This is a genomic window from Acetobacter okinawensis JCM 25146 (assembly GCF_000613865.1).
In the GTDB taxonomy this organism is placed as follows: Bacteria; Pseudomonadota; Alphaproteobacteria; order Acetobacterales; family Acetobacteraceae; genus Acetobacter; species Acetobacter okinawensis.
The window spans coordinates 114,140-132,708 of the sequence record NZ_BAJU01000002.1; the positions used below are offsets into that span (position 1 = coordinate 114,140).

Sequence of the window (18,569 nt, forward strand, 5' to 3'; positions counted from 1 at the left end):
CTTAATTAAAAAATCTTTTGTTTACATGTGGTTATACAATAATGGTGGCTGAACTGAGAGAAATCTCAAGACGATCGGTCTATTTTTTGCGTTGACCTTATCTATATCTACACATATACAGACAGCGTGCGCTGCACAAAAAAGCGAACCATGGCGTGGCAGCATTCCGGTCCATGGTTTGGCCCATAAGGTTTTGTGCACAGAGGTGACCGACCGCATTGTGCTGGCGGCGGACAGAAGGGGCAGGTGGGAACCAGAGCTTTCGGTTTGCCCCAAAAAGAGTTGACTGGTCTATTTATTTTTATCCCGAGGTCATACACGGCCTGGAAACGGGACGTCAGGCGGAATGCGTTCGTTTTCGCCTTGGCGATGCTATCATATTTGTGAGGTAAAATGGCCTACGCGACAACAAACCCCTATACAGGCGAAGTTCTTGCAACTTTCCCCGATGCTACGGACGCAGAAGTCCAGACCGCGCTGACACAGGCCCATGAGGCTTATGAAAGCTGGCGCGAAACATCCTTTGCAGAACGTGCGCGGATCATGAATGCCGCTGCCGCCATTTTGCGTAGGGATGTAGATAAATACGCCCTGCTCGGTACGCTGGAAATGGGTAAACTGTTTGAGGAATCCAAGAAAGAAGTCATTCTTTCTGCCGAAATTTTTGAATATTACGCAAAATTTGCGGAAGAACTTCTCAAGCCTGAATCCCTACCCGTTGCGCATCCATCGGAAGGCAAGGCAACGCTGGTGCACGAACCTCTGGGTATTGTGCTGGCCATTGAGCCGTGGAACTTCCCATTCTATCAGGTTGTCCGCATTATTGCGCCCCAGCTTTCTGCCGGGAATGCCGTGCTGCTCAAGCATGCATCCAACCTGCGCAATGTGCCGCTGCCTGTCAGACCCTGATGGAAGAAGCTGGGCTGCCTAAGGGGCTGTTCCGCAACCTGTACGCCGCGCGCCCTCATACAGCCATGATCCTGAATGACCCCCGCGTTTGCGGTGTGGCGCTGACGGGTTCCGAAGGTGCAGGTGTTATTATTGCAGGCACAGCTGGTAAAGCGCTTAAAAAGGCCACCATGGAACTGGGTGGGGCGGATGCTTTTATCGTTCTGGACGATGCAGACGTAGAAAAAGCGGCAAAATGGGCCGTTATTGGCCGCCATTGGAATGCCGGGCAGGTTTGTGTTTCTGCCAAGCGTCTGATTGTGCTGATGCCGTGTATGACCGCTTTGTGGAACTGTACAAAAAAGGCGTGGCAGAGCTTAAGGCAGGGGACCCGATGGACCCGTCCACGACGCTCGCACCTCTTTCTTCCCAGGCAGCCAAGGACGACCTGCACGATCAGGTAACACGGGCCATGGGGCATGGTGCGAAGGTGGAAGTCATTGGCGCCCCTGTTCCGGGCAAAGGCGCATTTTTCCAGCCGTTGCTGATGACCGGTCTGGATGAAAATAATGAGGCCCGGCATTGGGAATTCTTTGGCCCGGTAACGCAGCTTTACCGTGCAAAGGATGAAAATGACGCAGTGCGTATTGCCAATGATTCACCCTATGGTCTGGGTGGTTCTGTCTTTACGCGGGACGAGGCACGCGGTGCGCGTGTAGCTGCGCGGATCCGTACGGGTATGGTGTTTATCAACCATCCTCTGGTGCCAAAGGCTGATCTGCCATTTGGCGGTATTGCCCGCTCTGGTTATGGCCGTGAACTGATTGGCTTGGGGATCAAGGAGTTTGTGAACCACAAGCTGATCAATACGGTTGATATTGACGCTCCGTTCTGAGCGGAACATCCCGGTGGGCACTTATGTCCACCGGTATTTTTAAAATATACTGAATACAATGAATACTTTGTTATGAGAGTATTCGCAAAAATCCCTGCTTCAAAAAAATTCTGGCACGTTTTCTTACGCAAAGTCTGCTTTGTCAGGTCTCCATTGTGCATGTTTTTAAAAGAGGTTTGTAAAACCGATGTCATCCAGGTCTGAAATTCTTATTGTCGGCGGTGGTGTGGCCGGTCTGGCTCTTGCAACACGTCTTGGCAAAACACTGGGCAGGCAGGGCAAGGCTCGTATTACGCTGGTGGACAAGAGTTTCTGCCATGTATGGAAGCCGATGCTGCATTGCTTTGCCGCTGGCACGGTCATGAATGAAAATGATCGTATCAGTTTCATGTCTCAGGCCAGTGGCAACCACTTTGAATTCTGGCCTGGTGAGGTGGTATCCCTTGATCGGGAAAAAAGACAAGTAACACTTAGCCCTTTTCATGCATCTGATGGCACGCCGGTGCTGGAAAGCCGGACATTGACGTATGACGCCGTAGTGCTGGCTGTAGGCAGCTGCGCCAATGACTTTGGCACTCCCGGTGTTAAGGAAAACTGCCTGTTTATTGATAATCTTGTGGAAGCAAATGCATTTAACGAGAAGTTTCGTATGGAGCTGCTCAAGGCATTTGCCAATACATCCCAGTTGGACATAGCCATTGTTGGGGGAGGCGCTACCGGCACCCAGCTTGCAGCTGAACTCCATAAGTCGCTTGAAATTGTGGACCCGGTCAGCTTGCATGCTTTTGGCAAGGAACCACCCAAGCTCAGTATTACTCTGCTTCAGTCTGGTGCACGTATTCTGCCTGCTTTCCCCGAATCTGTTTCTGCTGCGGCGCAGCAGGAACTGGAGCGGATTGGGGTTAAGGTGCGCACATCAGCCAGAGTGGCGGGGGCTGACCAGAGCGGGTTTATTCTCAAGGATGGCACGCATGTGCCCGCAGCGCTGCGGGTATGGGCTGCGGGCGTTAAGGCGCCGGAGGTGACACAGGCGTATGGTGGGCTCTCGCTCAATCGCTCGGGGCAGATACAGGTTAAGCCCAACCTGTGTTCCGTTGATGATAACCGGATATTTGCAATGGGAGACTGCTCTTTTATTGTAGATGACCCATTGCCTGCAACGGCGCAGGTAGCGCGCCAGCAGGCTATTCACCTTGCAAAGCATTTGCCCGCATGGATTGAGCACGCGCAGGAGGTGCCGTCCTGTATTTTCCAGAACAAGGGCGCTATTGTTGCTTTAGGTAATTATAATGGCTGGGCGGCGCTGCCCGGTGGGCGGGTGCTGGGTGGTGGCTTTATGCGAGGGCTGTCTGCCAGAATTGGTCACATTATGCTGTATAGAAAACATCAGGTTGAATTGTATGGTCTTCTGCGCGGGCTTGCGTCCATTTTTGCAGACCGGATCGAAACATTTATTCGCCCCCCTGTCCGACTGGATTAATTTCGGAACCGGTGGGCGCTTGAGGTTCTGACAAACTCTCTCGCGCTCAGTTTTGGAAGGGGTAGTAACGGAATGTCACAAAAACCGTGTTTCCGTTTGCCGTGGGGCGGGAAACATTGCCTCCATCATCTACCCCGTGGAAAGCGAATTTGCGAACGTAGGTGTATTGCACGCCGGTCATGACACTGCCGTAACGCCCATCCAGCAGGTGCCACCATCCCCCCATTGTGTAGGAGGCCAGAGACTGGGTCTGGGCGTTGCATGTTCCCAGCATGACCGAGCAGCCTGAAAGTTTGGCATTGGGTGAACCATAGCCGTAGTAATTGCCATCCGCTCCCTCATAAACGCTCCGGTGGGCTGCTTCTACGCCGCCATAAGCGTAGAGCAGGAGGTTGTCGGTGGGGTGGCCTATCAGCCCGAGTGATCCAATAATTTCGTGCAGGGGGGCTGGTGCGCCAGTACTGCTTAGGGTCATGTCTGGTAGCTGGCCCGGGCCATACCGACCGATACCTTTGCCTGCCAGAACATCCCCCACAAGCTGCATTTTGCCCCCCAGCAGCGGTACGGCCATGGAGCCACCGACACCCCCGCCAAAGACGACATGGGAGTGCGCCTGACCACCCACGCCCCCATTGCTTCCCCCTGTGACGACAATGGTCCTGAACCGCCGGGCCAGACCATACAGTTCGTAATGTCCGACAGAGGTATCGACAGCACCTTTGAGCACAATATCAGGTGCGGCATCTAGACTGTAATGGGCCTCAGGGTCGAGCATCCCTGTGCCTGTACTGTTATAGATGACGTGTGGCCCTGTGGTTTGTCCCATGGCGGGAGGAATGTTGCCGCCTGAATCCAGAGTTGAGTCATCAAACCCAAGAGTGGCCTGTGGTGTTTCTACCGACAGGCCAAGCCACCACTTGCGATGAAAGTCTTTGATAAACCGTACCTGCGGCACCCGGGTAAAGGTCACGCCTGGGATAAGGTTGCTATCTACAACAGGTGGGAGTTGTTCATGCCTGCGCAGTAGGGTGCTGGTGTAGCCGGTGGTCAGGCTCCATGCCTGACCTGCCAGAAAGTGCAGCCCAAGGTCACGGTCATCTGCCGCTAGATAGGCCTGTCGCATTCTGGGTACGTAGCTGTTGGTCTGCACGGCGTTGGAGTTGCTGCCAGAGCCACCAAAGTCGCTTTCTACATAGCTTCAACGGTTACGCCTTTTGCCGGTTTCCCCTCTATCAGCAGGCTGAAGCGGCTGAGCTGGGCAGTCGGGCGGTATTCCGATGCATGGGCATTGGGGTTGCCGGAATACGGGAATGCCCCCCACGGGGTGGCGGGGCCAGCGGTCAGGTTCTTGTCGCGGTAGATGTTGGACATGTCCACAAACCCACCAAGCTTTACCGAGACCGAACCAATTTTAAAAATTGGGGGCAGGCTGTCCACTTCCGTCTGGGTGAGTGCTGTGGGACTGGAAGAGGACAGATTGATGCTTTTGACGTTTTGCTGGTCTTGAGCCACATCCACGGGAGCCGGATCGACCGAAAAAGGTGCGACAGGCTGGTCGTTAATGCGGACTGGCCCCGCCAGTTCCCCGCTCTGCGGGCTGCTGGTGCGGAGGGGTGCGCGTTCCTGAGAGCTGGCGGATGACTGGGCTACTGTGCCATATCTGTTCGCCCGCCCTTGCGGCTGCCCGCCATGCTGGTGGTTGAGGGGAGTGTGGGAGCGTTGCTGGTTTTTTTGCAGGTCTTTGACCTGTGCTTGCAGTTGCAGAACCATGCTGCGTAGTTGTGCAATCTCGGTGCTACTATCTGCTTGTGCGAGGTGGGGTGTGCAGAGCAGGCTGCCTATGGCGCAGGTCAGCATGTAGCGCCAAGGTTGAGACTGTTGTCTGTATGGAAAAACTGTTTTCACCCGGCCCATCCTCGTGTGCCGGTCATGTGCGCATGTGTTGTCAGCGCCTTGCCGGTAACGAAGCAGTGATTTAACGGGTATTGCTCCAGTGTAGATATGCCAATTTGATGACCCATCCATACAGAGGCGGGCATTGGTGTGTGTAATCTGTGGTGGTTGTTCTGTGCTGGCTTATGAGACCTGCAATATCTGAGGGGTGAGTTGGATCTGCCGGTGATTGATTTTTTTAATGTAGTTATGTGTCTCCAGATATTTGAAGACCCTGCTGGTTGTTTCAAATGTCATGCCCAGATAATCAGCAATATCCTTGCGGCTCATGACCAGTGTGAGCACCTGCGTGGTCGGGTTGTAGTATTCCGGACGTTTGCTGTAATCGAGTAAAAAGCCGATCAGCTTGTGTGTGGCTGTCGGGCAGGACATGAGAATAATGTGGTTTTTTGCAGCCATAAGGGAGGCTGATTTCTGCTGGAGCAGCAGGTCCATAATGCGTGGATAATCCTGTGCCAGGGATTGCACGGTGCTTCGGCGCAGGCGTTTGAGATGTACGTCCACAAGGGTGGTGGCCGACCATGCGTAAACATCGTTTTCAACAATACCCAAAAACCTGCCCGGCCATAAAAAATCAAGCACCAGATTGCGACCGTCTTCAAGCTGGCAATCAATGCGTAGTGCGCCTGACTGAAGGAAATAAATAAAATCTGCCGGTTCCCCTTGCCGAAATATCACGCTTTTTGCGGGCTTTCGGATCGTGGTGCAGATACGGTCAAGCACCGAGAGAATATCCGGTGCCAAAACACCAGAGGTCTGTGTGCCAGATGCTCCAGAGCAGCTCTGACGGTGATGAGGGAAAGTGTGCGGCACGTTATGGAGTGTCATGCATGGCAGCAGAATATGCTGCAAATGGTCCTGTCCATAAGGTGTGCTCTCCCTGCTGGTAAACACTCACACCATGATGGCGGGGTGAAGTCGGCTTTATAAATAAACGAAACGGAACCGTTTCACAATATCGCCAGAAATACCTTCAGGCAGGGGAGGGCGTGCGCACCAACCAGTCTGTTTTATGCAGTGCGGGAGAGGGTTTTTTCTTCCGTTAGGGCACGTTGTGTCAGGTATTTTTCGTTTTTGCGTAAGAAGAGGCCAGACCCGAGCAGTCCAACAACGGTCAGCACACCTATGGCCATGCCCGTGGGGCCGGAGACTTCCGATATTTTACGCCCAAGCAGGTAGGTGCCCATTGCGTATCCCCCTGCCCAGCATGTGCCCCCCAGCGCGTTGAACAGCATGAAGCGTTGCCAGTGCATGTTGCAAGCGCCGGCGAGCAGGGCCACAAAAACGCGCAGGACAGAAACAAATCGCCCCAAAAAAACAATGGCGCTGCCGTGGTGGCGGAACAGATACTGGCCAAGCACCAGCCTGTCCGATGTCAGGCCTATTTTTGCGCCATGCTTTTGCAACAGGGGCAGGCCAAAATGACGCCCGATCAGATAACCCAGATTATCCCCGATAATTGCTCCTGCAATGGCGGCCAGAGCGACCCCCTGAATAGCCAGATGGTGGGTTTTGAGGCAGTAGAGCGATGCGGTGATGATACAGGTTTCAGCAGGAACGGGCAGGCCCATGCTTTCCATCAGAACAAGCAGGGTCACGATACCATAGCCGTAGTGCTGAAGCAGCGTATCCAGATGATGTAGCAGGGGAGCGTCCTTTCAGGTGTTTCCGTATTGCTGATGCAGCCAGAGTGTTCGTGGTGGAAAGGGTTTCTGTTGCATGGCTGCGTTTCCAGATGCTGGTAGGTTGTTGAAGGGGCTGGTGATGTGACCTGCATGAGTTTGTATAAGGTATGGTAGCTAATAGTTTAAAAATTAAAAACAAAAAATGTCAATAAATAGAAAACAAACATATTCATATACTATTAACTATCGGAATAAAATCAGGAATAACATTTAAAAACCTATAATAACCGTTTTTTTAACGGTCCTTATATTTTTATATGTGCTTAGAATTAACATAAATTCATGGTCTGATTTAACTAAGCATATAAAGGAATGTGCGCATGACCTTTGATCGTGCACGGTTTTTTGCTGGAAAAAACAGGACAAATATGGTGCTGATTTTTCCAGCAGGAGTGTGCTCCCCAGTCGTGTTGGGGCGCATGTTGGGCATTATGCTGGTATTTGCTGGCACAAATCTACGCGCCGCCAGAGCGGATGACAGTCTGAATCTTGTTGGTAGCAACGCGCTGTACACGGTCAATGGTCAGCAAAGTTTTCTGTCTTCGGCGGGCAAGTGTTCTACTGGTCAGGTCTCTCCCCTGTGTGTGGATGGAGGAGCAACACTTAAAATCGTGGGATCAGGCAATACGCTTTTGTCACAGGGACAGGTTTTTATCGGCTACACACAATCCGGCGTCAGTAATCTTGTTATTGGAGATGGCGGGCAGTTGCGCCTGTACTCTTCCGTCACACAAATCGGCTGGAGTGGTGGGGACGGACAGATGACTGTTTCTGGTGCAGGGTCGCAAATGACGACAACCGCGGACAGTCTGCTTGTGGTGGGAACCGGCGATAACACCAATGGCTACAGTTCTGTTTATAATACAGAACACATAACATATGGGACCATGACTATTTCCGATGGAGGGCATGTTCTTGTGGGCACTGTTGCCACGGGGTTATATAGCCATGGGGTGGGCAGCATAACGGTCGATGGTACAAACTCCCTTTTGTATGTTGCTCATGATTACTACGTAAATGGCGGGTCCTCGCAAAATGGTGGTAACGGTTCAACACTTGTCAGCAATGGCGCCCAGTTGATCGTAAATGGGCAGATCTACTTTGGTAGCGATGGAACCGATGGAGACGGCAGGCTTGCCATTCAGTCCGGTGGTATTTTGGAACTGGGGGATACCACGGCCAATGGTCAAACGGTCAGCGCTTTGGTCGATCAGGAAGGCACTGGTGGACATTCGGAGTTTGTGTTGTCTGGTGGGATCATCAGACTTATCAATTCCGGGCTTAGCACGGCTATGTCCATTCAGCTTGATGGTGGTGTGCAATCTACGGTGGATACCAACGGAAAAGCGGCACTTTTATCGGGCGTGCTGTCTGGGAACGGGGGGCTGACCAAGGCAGGGGAGGGTACTCTCACGCTCTCAGGGAGTAATACCTATACGGGTGCGACCGATATTCAGGCTGGTACTCTCAAACTTTCTGGTGCAGGGACGATCAGCCAGACCGTGAGTATGCAAGATAGTGGCGTTCTGGATATTGCAGATGTGTCTGGATCTTCCGTTGCGCTTAACTCACTGAATGGTGGTGGCAGCATTGTCCTTGGGAATAAAACCCTTAACCTTCTGGATAACAGCAGCAGTTCGGCTAATACGTATAGTGGCGTCATTGCGGGTAGTGGTGGGCTGACGCTCTCTGGTGGTGCAACTTTTCTGACGGGGCAGAACACTTATACCGGCGGGACGGATGTGCAGGCCGGTCTGCTTGAGGTGGACGGGAGCGTGGCGGGTCCGGTCAGTGTACGCAGTGGGGCTGTTCTGGCTGGGCAAGGGAGTGTGGGGCAGACAACCGTTTACTCCGGCGCAAGTCTGCTGCCCGGCAGTACTGCAACCGGGGGAATGCTGAGCGTTACGGGAAACCTGAATATGGAGGCGGGTTCCACCCTGCTGGCCAACAGTGTGTCCAGCACACAGGAACTGGTACATGTAACGGGGACAGCCAGCCTTTCGGGTGGCACTGTACAAATTCTGGGTTCCCAGCGTTTGCAGTATGGCGAGCAATATAAAGTGCTCACTGCAGCCAATGGCGTGACAGGTCGGTATGATACGGTGAAATACGACCAGTATGGTGAGTATCCTTTTTTAAGCCCAACTCTTCTTTACACATCCGATTCCGTTAATTTGCAGTTGCTACGTAACAGTGTTCCCTTTTCCGCTTTTGCCCAGACCCGCAACCAGCAGGCTGCGGGGAATGGTCTGCAAAGTGTAGGTGTTGCCAATCCTGTTGTTCAGGCGGTGGTTCAGCTTAGTGGGGCGGGTGAAATCCATGGTGCGCTGGATGCCCTGTCGGGCGAAATTCATGCTTCGGCGCGCACGGTTCTTATTCAGGATTCCCTTTACGTACGTCAGGCTGTGGTGGACAGGCTGGCGGGGGCTTTGTGTGATGGAGGCTTTGCAGGGACTGGCCAGCGGGTCGTGCAGGTTCGCCATGGTCATGTGGTGGATGAGGGAGAATGTGTACCTGAGCGTGCTGCCCTGTGGGGTGAGGCCTATGGCGGCTTTGGTTCTAATGGGGGGGATGGCAATGCTGCGGGCCTGCACCATTCCACCGCCGGGTTTGTTATGGGGGTGGATACACCCTTGGGGGCAGATGGCCGGTGGCGCATGGGTGGGGTGCTCAGTTACGGCCGATCCATGATGGAGGGGGATACGCACAGTTCTTCCGGTCAGAGCAATAATGTGACCTTGGGCGGTTATGGTGGCACGCACTGGGGCAGGTGGAACCTGCGTCTGGGGGCCAGTTATACGTGGAACATGCTGTCCCTGAACCGTACGGTGGCGTTTCCCGGGTTTGGTAACACGTTATCGAGCCATTACAATGGTGGCACAGCGCAGGGGTTTGGGGAGCTGGGGTACCGCCTGCGCATGCGTGGTGCCATGCTCGAGCCGTTTGGCAATGTGGCGTATGTCAGCCAGCGGACGGGTCATTTTACCGAACATGGCGGGGCAGCGGCACTTGTTGGTGAGGCCACACAAACTGGGGTCACATTTGCAACCTTTGGGTTGCGGGCTTCCTCCACATTCCATGCGTATGGTGCGCTGCTTACACCGCATGCCACGTTGGGTTACCGGCATGCCTTTGGGCTGACAACCGCTACAACACACGAGCGTTTTGCCGCAGGCTCACAAACCTATGACATGGATGTTGCAGGCATTGCCCTCAGCCGTGATACCGCAGTGGTGGATGCTGGCGTGGCGGTAAAGCTGACCGACAGGATTGACGTTGGACTGTCCTATATGGGGCAGTATGGCGGGCTGTTTACCAGTAGCGGCGCACATGGGCGTGTCACGTTCCGCTTTTAGGCGTGCCCCGGTCCGGCGTGAGGCATAAGAACCACGCCCGACACTATTGTAAAGAATACTGCTTACGCGAATGGGATATCTGGAAAGTCCCATTCGCTCTGCTTTTAAGGTGTACTTGATATAACACTTCAGTTTTTCCTGTATAGGCAAAAATTTCAACACATGAATATTTTTATTGTTCTGATATTTTTCCAAAAATCGTGCTGCAGGCGGGTAAAGCTGCTCTTTTTTAAGGCTGATATAGTCTTTTCAGGGGAGTTATTCGTCTTTGTCACCCCTCGGGGCGTAAGCTTTGGTTTCTTAAATCCAAGGCAGAGCGTCTGTTGGGTGGATACCGCAAGGATGTCTCACGCTCCCGCTTCGGGTTCTGATGGTTTTGGAGTGAGTGTTTGTGACGCAGGAAAGACGTTCTTTGGGTGTGGGCTCGTGGCGTGCCTCGCCCAGTGCGATCAGGCTGAACCAGTCTGCGCGGTTTATGCGCCGCGATCTCCTGCTGTCCGGTATTGGTGCTCTGGCTGTGTGAGGGGCGTGGGTGCGGCCCCCGTAATGGCGGATACCTCGCCCGCGCCAGTGCAAGACCTCGGCGTTGCCCGGTTTATGGATGTCTCGCATTGTCTGACGGATCGCAGTGCAGCGCCTGAGTGATGATGAGATTGCCAGACTGGTCAAGTGCCTGACCCAGCGCTTTGGTAGTGGTGATCATCACGTAACAGGGGCGCAGGTCGGGGCCATGCGCCCATCATCGCCTACGCCGCCGCCTGCTGCATCCTCGAGCACTGATCATGCGGCGGCCTTGGAGCATACGTAAATGTGAGTGCCCCCTTGGGTCGCCCGGAGTTTGGGGAAGGGAGGCTGCACGTTAGTCTGCCAACAGATGCTTTTGCTGTCTGCCCCGCTCTTTTTCCTTCTGGGAGCAGCGTGCATTTGGGCCGTGGCATGAACACTCTATGCTAAAAGTGTATAAGAATGTAATTGAATGTGCATGGTGCCACGCTGCATGGCGTAAGGGAAAGGTGTATGGCGGATTATGGAAGGTGACTTGCATGGTGTGCCCTCTCGCGCCGATACTGGGTGCTGGTGATTTTGGTTGAGGGTTACGGGCATGGCTGACTTGTCAAAGCTGGTAGAATCGTAACAAACTCAGATTATTTATTGTTTGGTCAGGTCTTTAGGAGATTTCCCATGTGGGAAAACCCAAAACATATTATTGTTCCCGTGTTCTTCAATTACCGTGGAACTGCGCTCTTCCACGAGGACCCGGTCAAGGTAAAGGCCAACCCCAGTGGTTTTCAAAAATTCATGGGCCTGTTTAACGAGAAGTACCTGCCTACAGACGAGATTCGTTACCAGAAGCATTTTTACTATGGCTTTGAATTCAATCCGCGCGAGGTCAAGGCAACCCAGTGTCTGATGGGGGGTATTTTTGACTTTTTTCATGCACGTGGACTGACATTCAACTATCCTGATATTTCCAACCGCAAGGGAGCGGAAATCTGGATTGGGGAATATAAATGCCATCTGTTTGATATTATGGCAGATATCAGAAACCCGCATCTGTGTGATTTTGGTTATTTTGACCCCAAAACCGGTAATGTGGTGCTTGATGACAACGTGCGCCGCACGGGTGGCCAGCACAAATCCACAGATCTGTCTCGACGCATGGTTCGTGACAGCTTCCTGAACGGGAAGATCCTGACCAGCTGCATCCGGGTGCTGGAAATGCCCAAAGACAAAAAGCCTGAGGCCTGACATCGTCTTCATAACACTCTGGAGCCTTAGGGTCATCATGAGCGGCTTACTGGCAGGTCAGTCAGAGCACTGACGGGGCGTCAGCCCCAGTTGCCAACAGATGGTCTTTTAATTCCCGATATATACACAAAATAAATGTATTTTATTCATCGCTTTTCGCCATTGTTCTATAAAATCTTCTTATTTTGGGAGTAAAAACTCACCCATGCTGTGGGGCAGTCTGGGGCCGTAGCGCAGCATGGTTTTTGGGTTTCAGGAAGGGTTTGTCGGTTTTATGGGGAATGCAGCAAGCCCGGATCTGGTACAAAGGCTCTATCGCGCCCTTCTCAATACGGCGGACGCGGTTCTTCAGGCGTCCACTGAACGCGAAATGTGCGACAAGACATGCACCGATCTGGTGTATGATGCACTTTTTCAGGCTGTGTGGATCGGGCGCAAGGATGAATCCGACACGTTACACGTTCTCTCCTGCATGGGAGCGGGAACGCAGGGCCTTGCTAACCTGAAGTTCAGTTTTGATAACAACCCTCTCCAGTTCCCCGTCGCAGTGGAAGCGTGGGACCGGCAGACCCTTGTTTATAGTAATGATGAGCTGAACGACCAGAAAAACGCGCCGTGGTATGATTTTCTGTGCCACAACCAATGGCGCTCTGTGCTGGCTGTGCCTATCTGGCGCGGAGGGGAGCGCTGGGCGGTCATCTCTTTTGTTTCTGCCCAGACCGATATGTTTGATGAGCAGTGCATTGGTTTATGCCAGAAAGTGTCTGAACTGCTCGGGCATGCGCTGGATAAGCTGGATGGTCAGAAACGGCTGGAAAAACTCCAGAATGAGGAAGCAAGTCGTGCACGCCATGACCCGCTGACCGGGCTGCCTAACCGGTTGGCGCTTGAAGAGTATATGCCGCAGGCCATAGCCCGGGCAGTACGTCAGGGCTCGTCAGTGGCTGTGGGCATGCTGGATCTGGACGATTTCAAGCTGGTTAATGACGGGTATGGGCACGAGGCTGGCGATCGTCTTTTGCAAACACTGGGGCGGCGCCTGCAAGAGCATGTGCGCCATACGGATTATGTCGCCCGGCTTGGGGGGGATGAGTTTGTCATTATTCTGGAAAATCTCGACCCACTTTTGCAGGTAACACAAGCCACGAAAATTCTGGACACTCTGCACAAGGCGGTGGAAACGCCTTTCCCCATTTCCAACGATGCCTTTGCCATGGTGGGTATGACGCTGGGGTTGGCACTCTACCCGGTGGATGGGGAGGACCCGGACACGCTGTTACGGCGTGCGGATGCGGCTATGTATTTGTCCAAGCAGAACAAATCCACGCGCAAAACCTGGTGGTGCATGGCCAGCAATACCCGGCAGTTGCCTGTTGAGGAGAGTGTGGAGCAGGTTGCATTCAATCCCTACGGTGCAGAAGCGGCGGAACTGCTGACCCGGGCCAAGGCTTTCCTCACCCGCATACGGCAGAATTTTATTGAATGTTTTTATGACAGCCTTGCAAAACTTCCTGATGCCCGCACCGCATTGTCCGCTCTGGCACCAGAGCAGCTTGAGCGGCTGAAAAGCCAGCAGGCAGCCCATCTGGATTTTCTGTTAGGAGCTCAGACACAGCGACAGGAAATTCTACAACAGGCCCGCCGCCTTGGCGTTATTCATACATTATGTGGTATTTCGCCCGCATTGTTGGGAGAAGCTTATAGTATTTACAGGCGTTTGTTGATTGACAGTCTGGATAAAGCTCTGCTGCGTGCCTATGACCGGTACCATATTCTGCTGACAACAGAAATGCGCTTACAGGATGATAAAGGCGCACAGCTTGAGGCGGGTCAGAAGATCGAGGAGCACTACTTCTCTCTTTTATCAACCCGTTTGCCGGTAGCGGGTTGTGTCTGGCCAGATGTCAGCGAACAGGGGGTGGAAGCATTGGGCCGCTTGCCTGGCATCCGCGCTGTTCTGCTTTTTCGTATGAATCCGGCCGGCGAACTGGTGGTTGAACATAGTGGTGGCACCGTCGGTGCGCATTTGACGCAGACATTAAGGGAGAAGATTTCGCAGCCTGTTGTCAATGCCCAGTCGGTTTTTGGTAATACGGTTACCGGTCTGGCTTGGCGGACACGGCAGCAGCAGAGCTGTGCTTCCTATTCGACTGACCCAAATGCCCAGCTCTGGCGCGGATGATGGAGACATTGGGTATCAGCTCTTCCATCAGCATTCCAATTTCCGTGGAGGAGGAACAGGTTGCAGTCGTGCTGGCATTGTTTGGCGCGTACCCCAATCAGTTTGAAACACAGCGGATGCAGCAGTTTGCCCGCAGCCTGCAGCACCGTTGGGAACAGATGTGGCTGCGGTGCAGCTTCCAGCGTGGTTCCGGCGTTGCTGAAGAACAGTCCTGTTACATACGCGACAGGCTGTTCAGTGATGGGTTGCGTATGTACGTGCAGCCTATTGTGAATTTGCGTACAGGTGCTCTACTGGAGGTGGAAGCTCTTGTCCGTATTCAGGATACAAACGGCAGCATCATAGAGCCAGGGAGTTTTTTGTCCCTGCTAGGCAGAACGAACTGGACAGGCTGTTCCATATGGGGCTTGAAGACTGCCTGGCCCTGCTGGAGCGCTGGCAGAAGGATGGGCAGGTTATTAACCTTGCCATCAATATGCCCCCGACTTACCTGCTGAATGAGGATGGGCCCGCCTGGGTTGCAGGGGCGTTGCAGCGCTACAATATTCAGCCGGAGCAGTTAACGGTTGAACTGCTGGAAACCCAGATGATCGACCGGCCATACAGGATGAAGCCATCCAGAAGTTCAAGGCGACAGGGGTTAAAATCGCTATTGATGATCTGGGGTCGGGGTATAGCAACCTCTTGCGCCTCTCTTCCCTCCCTTTTGATATTATCAAAGTGGATCAGGGGCTTTTGCGCAACATTCGTACAGCTCCTCTTCAGACCTTCAGTATGGTCAAGTCCGTGCTGGATATGGGGGTGGATTTCCACGAACTGGTTATTGTGGAAGGGTTGGAAGATGATGATGTTATTGAAGCCATTTATCATCTGGGGTGCCGCTACGGTCAGGGCTATGGCATTTCGCCTCCCATGCCGCCAGAGCAGTTTCCACAATGGTATGACGCATATCGCCTAAAAACACATGCCTGTGCGTATGGCACGGAGTTGGTCAGTGACCTTGGTGTGTTGGCTTATCATTGGTTGTCCACTCGGGGTGGGCAAAGTGCCAGCAAACACTCTTTGCATACATGTCTTATAACGCGCTGGCTGGCAGCGCAGGGTTTGGAAGGGTCGGAGTCAGCACAATGGCATGAACAATGCCACGGCGGAGAGGATATTATTGAGGCATCCCGCAAATTTATTGGCTGGTTGGTCAAAAGAGTGACGGACGCCAATGCTAAGCGTCAAATTCTGGCACAAAGTGCGCAAGGCAGTTAGTCAATGCACGCCTGAGGTGGAAGTTGCCGTATCTGGAGTGGGTACGGCATTGGGCGGGCTATGCTGCTATCCTATGCAATGTTGCAGGTCTGGTCAGATTTTGTCCTGAATAAAAAATTTAGGTCTATGCTTGGTTTCCATGTAAATTTTTCCAATATATTCACCTATAACGCCAAGGCAAAGAAGTTGAACACCGCCAAGGAAGAAGATTGAAATTTCTACGGACGCCCATCCAAGAATAGCATGACCATAAAACTTTTTTATAATAACAAAAATACTGATAAATATTGAAAAAAGACAGGTAAATGCGCCAAGGAGCGATATCAGGCGTAATGGTTTTATTGTAAGGGAGGTAATGCCCTCGATGGCAAGTGAGAGCATTTTATAAAAGGGATATTTTGATTCTCCAGCACAGCGTTCCTTGCGGGAATAAAAAACCTGAGTGCTCCTGTACCCCAACAAAGGGATCATACCCCGCAGGTATATGTTCTGTTCTTCAAATTGTAAGAGGCTGTGCAGGGCGCGGCGGCTGAGCAACCTGAAATCCGCATGATTGGCAACCTGCTGAATGCCCATAACTTCCATCAGCTTATAAAAGCTGTTGGCGCTCCATCTTTTAAAAAAACTGTCACAGGAACGGTCGGAGCGGACGCCATAAACAATCTCGTTCCCCTCCATGTATTTTGCAACCATTTGGGGAATGCAGGCCGTATCGTCCTGCAAATCGGCATCAATACTAACGCTAATATCTGTTTCCGTGCAGGACAGGCCAGCCATCAAGGCAATCTGGTGGCCACGGTTGCGGGAAAGCCTGATTCCATGCACCAGATTGTCTGTTTGGGCTGCCTGTTCAATCAGGCTCCAGGTTTTGTCACGGCTGCCATCATCCACAAACAGGATGTGGCTCTGTACTGTAATTTTTTTTTCTTCAATAGCGGTGTTCAGAAGAGACGTGAGCTCGGACACACAGAAAGAAAAAACCTCCTCCTCGTTATAGCAAGGAACAACTATCGTAAGAGATGGAATATCGTCTCTGTGCTGTGGAGGAAACGTGTGCATTTATGAGAGCCAACCCCTTAAGAACCGCGATCGAAAACTATTGTTAAGGCTCTATATAGGATGTGTGCGCCATTTTGTATCCACCAGAAGCGGGACAGACCCTATTTTTATGGGGGTATGGACCTAGATGTGGTGTTAAAGATTCCGTGGGATTTTATTCCTGCGGTCAACTGCTGTTATGCACCAGATGCGTCAAGGTTCCGCGCCATTGGAGCCGTTGCGCAGTCTACTACGCAAGGTTCTGCGGCCATGCCTGCAGCCGCCTTAGCCTATCGTGCCGTATGAATGTACCGAACTGCGCTGCTGTCATGGTTACCCATTGTTGAAATCTATATGAGCCCTAAAAAGCTCAATATTGCGTAGATTGGCTAATATTTATCATTCTTCATCTGTGGGGTTCATGCGGTAAGAATGTTATTTTTTGAGTGAGAGTGGTATTGAATATTTAAAATCGTACCGTGAAGACTCTATTGGGGTTGTAGTGTTTGTAAAAATTTAGCTTATGATATAGCTTTTCAAGCTATTTTTCGGTATGGAACGCCCATACGGAGTGGGTGGTTGGTTATGGACAATTTGATAAAAAAAATCACAGAAAAGACAAAATTACAAAAAAACATTCTCAGAATGTGCGTGTTTTTGTTTCTTTCGACATTTTTAGTTTATTCATCCAGTTTTTTTCTGGCACCCTTTAATGATTGGGATGTCAGTTTTTATCCAGTTATTGGACGGGGGATATTTGAACATCATCTTTTGCCGTATAACTACCTGTTTGATCATAAGCCTTACCTTGTTTACGTGCTTTATTATCTCTGGTGTCGGGTGGAGCCGCTCGTTAATGGGCGCTTTATGCTCCTGACGCTCGCCTGTGCTGGAATGACTTCTTTTTTTCTGGGGAAAGTATATAAAGCCAGTAAATGGAGGATATTTATTTTTCTCTGCCTTTTCTCAGCGTTCTGTGATTACTTTGACGGAAACACAGAGGTAATTCAGGCAGCATTGATATCTTTATTTGTTTATTTAATTACAAAAAGCCTAAAATTATATGAAGATATAAACCTTTTTCTATCAGGATGCGTTTTATCATTTTCATCAAATATAAATTATTTATCTGGGTTTATATTGGCGCTGATCTCCGGTGCCTTTTTCATTTGCACAAATTTGAATTTTCGTAGAATTTCATGGTTTTTATTTGGAATAATTTCATCACTTTTTGTGATATTCCTGCCATTTTTTGTTATGGATCATGGAAACATTGTTGAATATTTTTTCATGCAGCATCACTTCCTTCATAATTATGCATCCAGCTTTAGGGACCGAATTGCTGGTATTGCATATTTGTTTTGCGATTTGCTATTTTTACTGCCTATCCTCATATCGTGGGTGGCAGGAAGATACTTTTTTTCAGATATAAAATATAAAGTTCTTTCTTTTTGGTTTGTGTTTGCGGTTCTGGCAACAGCGTTATCGGGCCATGGTTATACACATTATTTCTCGTTGTTTTATGTCCCAGCTATAATGATGCTCGTGATTTTATATCATGACGGTAAGTTGAAGTATCCTTCTGTGCTTATACCCTTCATTCTATATGTCGAAATTTCCATGATCTTGGCTGTTATCTCTAATGTGAATAGTATGAAGCATACGGCAAGGGAGAACCCGGCTCTTGTTACCCAGTTGGTTGGTCACGAAAAGGTTTTGAACATAAATTCAGACCATTCTCTATATTATCTCGCGAATTTGGAACCATTTGAAAAATTTTCTTTTCAAGGACAAATGGAAATTTATTATAAAGATAATTACAATGATATGTACATGAAAGATTTAATGGATAAACCAAAGTTCGTAATTTTACCGTATCGAGGGTGTGTGGATGACACGGTAGATAAGAGTATTTGCTCATTTATTCTCAAAAACTACAAGCTGGATTTTGTGTCCTACAGCAAGAAAAACCCTAACAACAACAGTGGGAGGTATTATGAATTATATGAGCTACTAAAATAGTGCTGCGGCCACAAAGTATGAGCTGACAGATCCGGAGTGGAAACGTAAGGGCTTTCCTTGG

Annotated in this window: 12 protein-coding genes and 2 pseudogenes; 9 read left to right on the top strand and 5 right to left on the bottom strand. The window is 51.0% G+C overall.

Annotated elements, in window-relative coordinates:
- The first annotated feature begins 393 nt into the window (after nucleotides 1–393).
- Nucleotides 394–1,783 (top strand): annotated as a pseudogene (locus JCM25146_RS16505) (NAD-dependent succinate-semialdehyde dehydrogenase).
- A 187-nt stretch (nucleotides 1,784–1,970) separates the two neighbouring features.
- Entirely contained in the window at nucleotides 1,971–3,263 is a 1,293-nt protein-coding gene (locus JCM25146_RS01975; RefSeq protein ID WP_025825497.1) for an NAD(P)/FAD-dependent oxidoreductase, read from the top strand.
- Between the two features lie 46 nt (nucleotides 3,264–3,309).
- Here the strand turns inward: JCM25146_RS01975 and JCM25146_RS23195 are convergent, their stop codons facing one another.
- From JCM25146_RS23195 to JCM25146_RS01990, 4 genes are all read right to left on the bottom strand, one after another.
- On the bottom strand, nucleotides 3,310–4,413 hold the full coding sequence (locus tag JCM25146_RS23195; RefSeq protein ID WP_242400844.1) for a hypothetical protein: 1,104 nt from the start codon (nucleotides 4,411–4,413) through the stop codon (nucleotides 3,310–3,312).
- A gap of 38 nt (nucleotides 4,414–4,451) precedes the next feature.
- Nucleotides 4,452–5,168: a hypothetical protein gene (locus JCM25146_RS23200; RefSeq protein ID WP_242400845.1), complete on the bottom strand. Its 717-nt coding sequence runs from the start codon at nucleotides 5,166–5,168 to the stop codon at nucleotides 4,452–4,454.
- A 171-nt stretch (nucleotides 5,169–5,339) separates the two neighbouring features.
- Nucleotides 5,340–6,068, bottom strand: a complete 729-nt coding sequence (locus JCM25146_RS01985; protein WP_148298931.1) for a Crp/Fnr family transcriptional regulator — start codon at nucleotides 6,066–6,068, stop codon at nucleotides 5,340–5,342.
- A 158-nt stretch (nucleotides 6,069–6,226) separates the two neighbouring features.
- Entirely contained in the window at nucleotides 6,227–6,814 is a 588-nt protein-coding gene (locus JCM25146_RS01990) for a DedA family protein (RefSeq protein WP_242400846.1), read from the bottom strand.
- A gap of 407 nt (nucleotides 6,815–7,221) precedes the next feature.
- Between JCM25146_RS01990 and JCM25146_RS01995 the strand changes: the two genes are divergently transcribed.
- The 6 genes and pseudogenes from JCM25146_RS01995 (at nucleotide 7,222) to JCM25146_RS02020 (ending at nucleotide 15,448) form a co-directional block, all read left to right on the top strand.
- Complete coding sequence (locus tag JCM25146_RS01995; RefSeq protein ID WP_025825503.1) at nucleotides 7,222–10,257, top strand: autotransporter outer membrane beta-barrel domain-containing protein; 3,036 nt, start codon at nucleotides 7,222–7,224, stop codon at nucleotides 10,255–10,257.
- Between the two features lie 391 nt (nucleotides 10,258–10,648).
- A complete protein-coding gene (locus JCM25146_RS24385) occupies nucleotides 10,649–10,780 on the top strand; it encodes a hypothetical protein (RefSeq protein ID WP_277909528.1) in 132 nt (43 codons plus the stop codon).
- Nucleotides 10,781–10,885: 105 nt separating this feature from the next.
- Nucleotides 10,886–11,065: a hypothetical protein gene (locus JCM25146_RS21075; RefSeq protein ID WP_081774710.1), complete on the top strand. Its 180-nt coding sequence runs from the start codon at nucleotides 10,886–10,888 to the stop codon at nucleotides 11,063–11,065.
- 374 nt (nucleotides 11,066–11,439) lie between these two features.
- Nucleotides 11,440–12,006, top strand: coding sequence for a hypothetical protein (locus JCM25146_RS02005; RefSeq protein ID WP_025825505.1), 567 nt, complete (start codon nucleotides 11,440–11,442; stop codon nucleotides 12,004–12,006).
- A 238-nt stretch (nucleotides 12,007–12,244) separates the two neighbouring features.
- On the top strand, nucleotides 12,245–14,188 hold the full coding sequence (locus tag JCM25146_RS20490) for a diguanylate cyclase domain-containing protein (protein ID WP_025825506.1): 1,944 nt from the start codon (nucleotides 12,245–12,247) through the stop codon (nucleotides 14,186–14,188).
- A 251-nt stretch (nucleotides 14,189–14,439) separates the two neighbouring features.
- Nucleotides 14,440–15,448: pseudogene (locus JCM25146_RS02020) on the top strand (EAL domain-containing protein).
- A 93-nt stretch (nucleotides 15,449–15,541) separates the two neighbouring features.
- On the opposite strand, the gene JCM25146_RS16520 reads toward JCM25146_RS02020, so the two are convergent.
- Nucleotides 15,542–16,507, bottom strand: a complete 966-nt coding sequence (locus JCM25146_RS16520) for a glycosyltransferase family 2 protein (protein WP_035371774.1) — start codon at nucleotides 16,505–16,507, stop codon at nucleotides 15,542–15,544.
- Between the two features lie 564 nt (nucleotides 16,508–17,071).
- Between JCM25146_RS16520 and JCM25146_RS02030 the strand changes: the two genes are divergently transcribed.
- The gene (locus JCM25146_RS02030) at nucleotides 17,072–18,508 is read left to right on the top strand and encodes a hypothetical protein (RefSeq protein ID WP_025825513.1); all 1,437 of its coding nucleotides are present in this window, start codon (nucleotides 17,072–17,074) and stop codon (nucleotides 18,506–18,508) included.
- Nucleotides 18,509–18,569 lie beyond the last annotated feature (61 nt).

Coding starts and splice junctions, on each gene's coding strand:
- JCM25146_RS01995 (WP_025825503.1), top strand. CDS start 7,222: ATGACCTTTGATCGTGCACGGTTTTTTGCTGGAAAAAACAGGACAAAT.
- JCM25146_RS16520 (WP_035371774.1), bottom strand. CDS start 16,507: ATGCACACGTTTCCTCCACAGCACAGAGACGATATTCCATCTCTTACG.
- JCM25146_RS01975 (WP_025825497.1), top strand. CDS start 1,971: ATGTCATCCAGGTCTGAAATTCTTATTGTCGGCGGTGGTGTGGCCGGT.
- JCM25146_RS02030 (WP_025825513.1), top strand. CDS start 17,072: ATGGACAATTTGATAAAAAAAATCACAGAAAAGACAAAATTACAAAAA.
- JCM25146_RS20490 (WP_025825506.1), top strand. CDS start 12,245: ATGGTTTTTGGGTTTCAGGAAGGGTTTGTCGGTTTTATGGGGAATGCA.
- JCM25146_RS02005 (WP_025825505.1), top strand. CDS start 11,440: ATGTGGGAAAACCCAAAACATATTATTGTTCCCGTGTTCTTCAATTAC.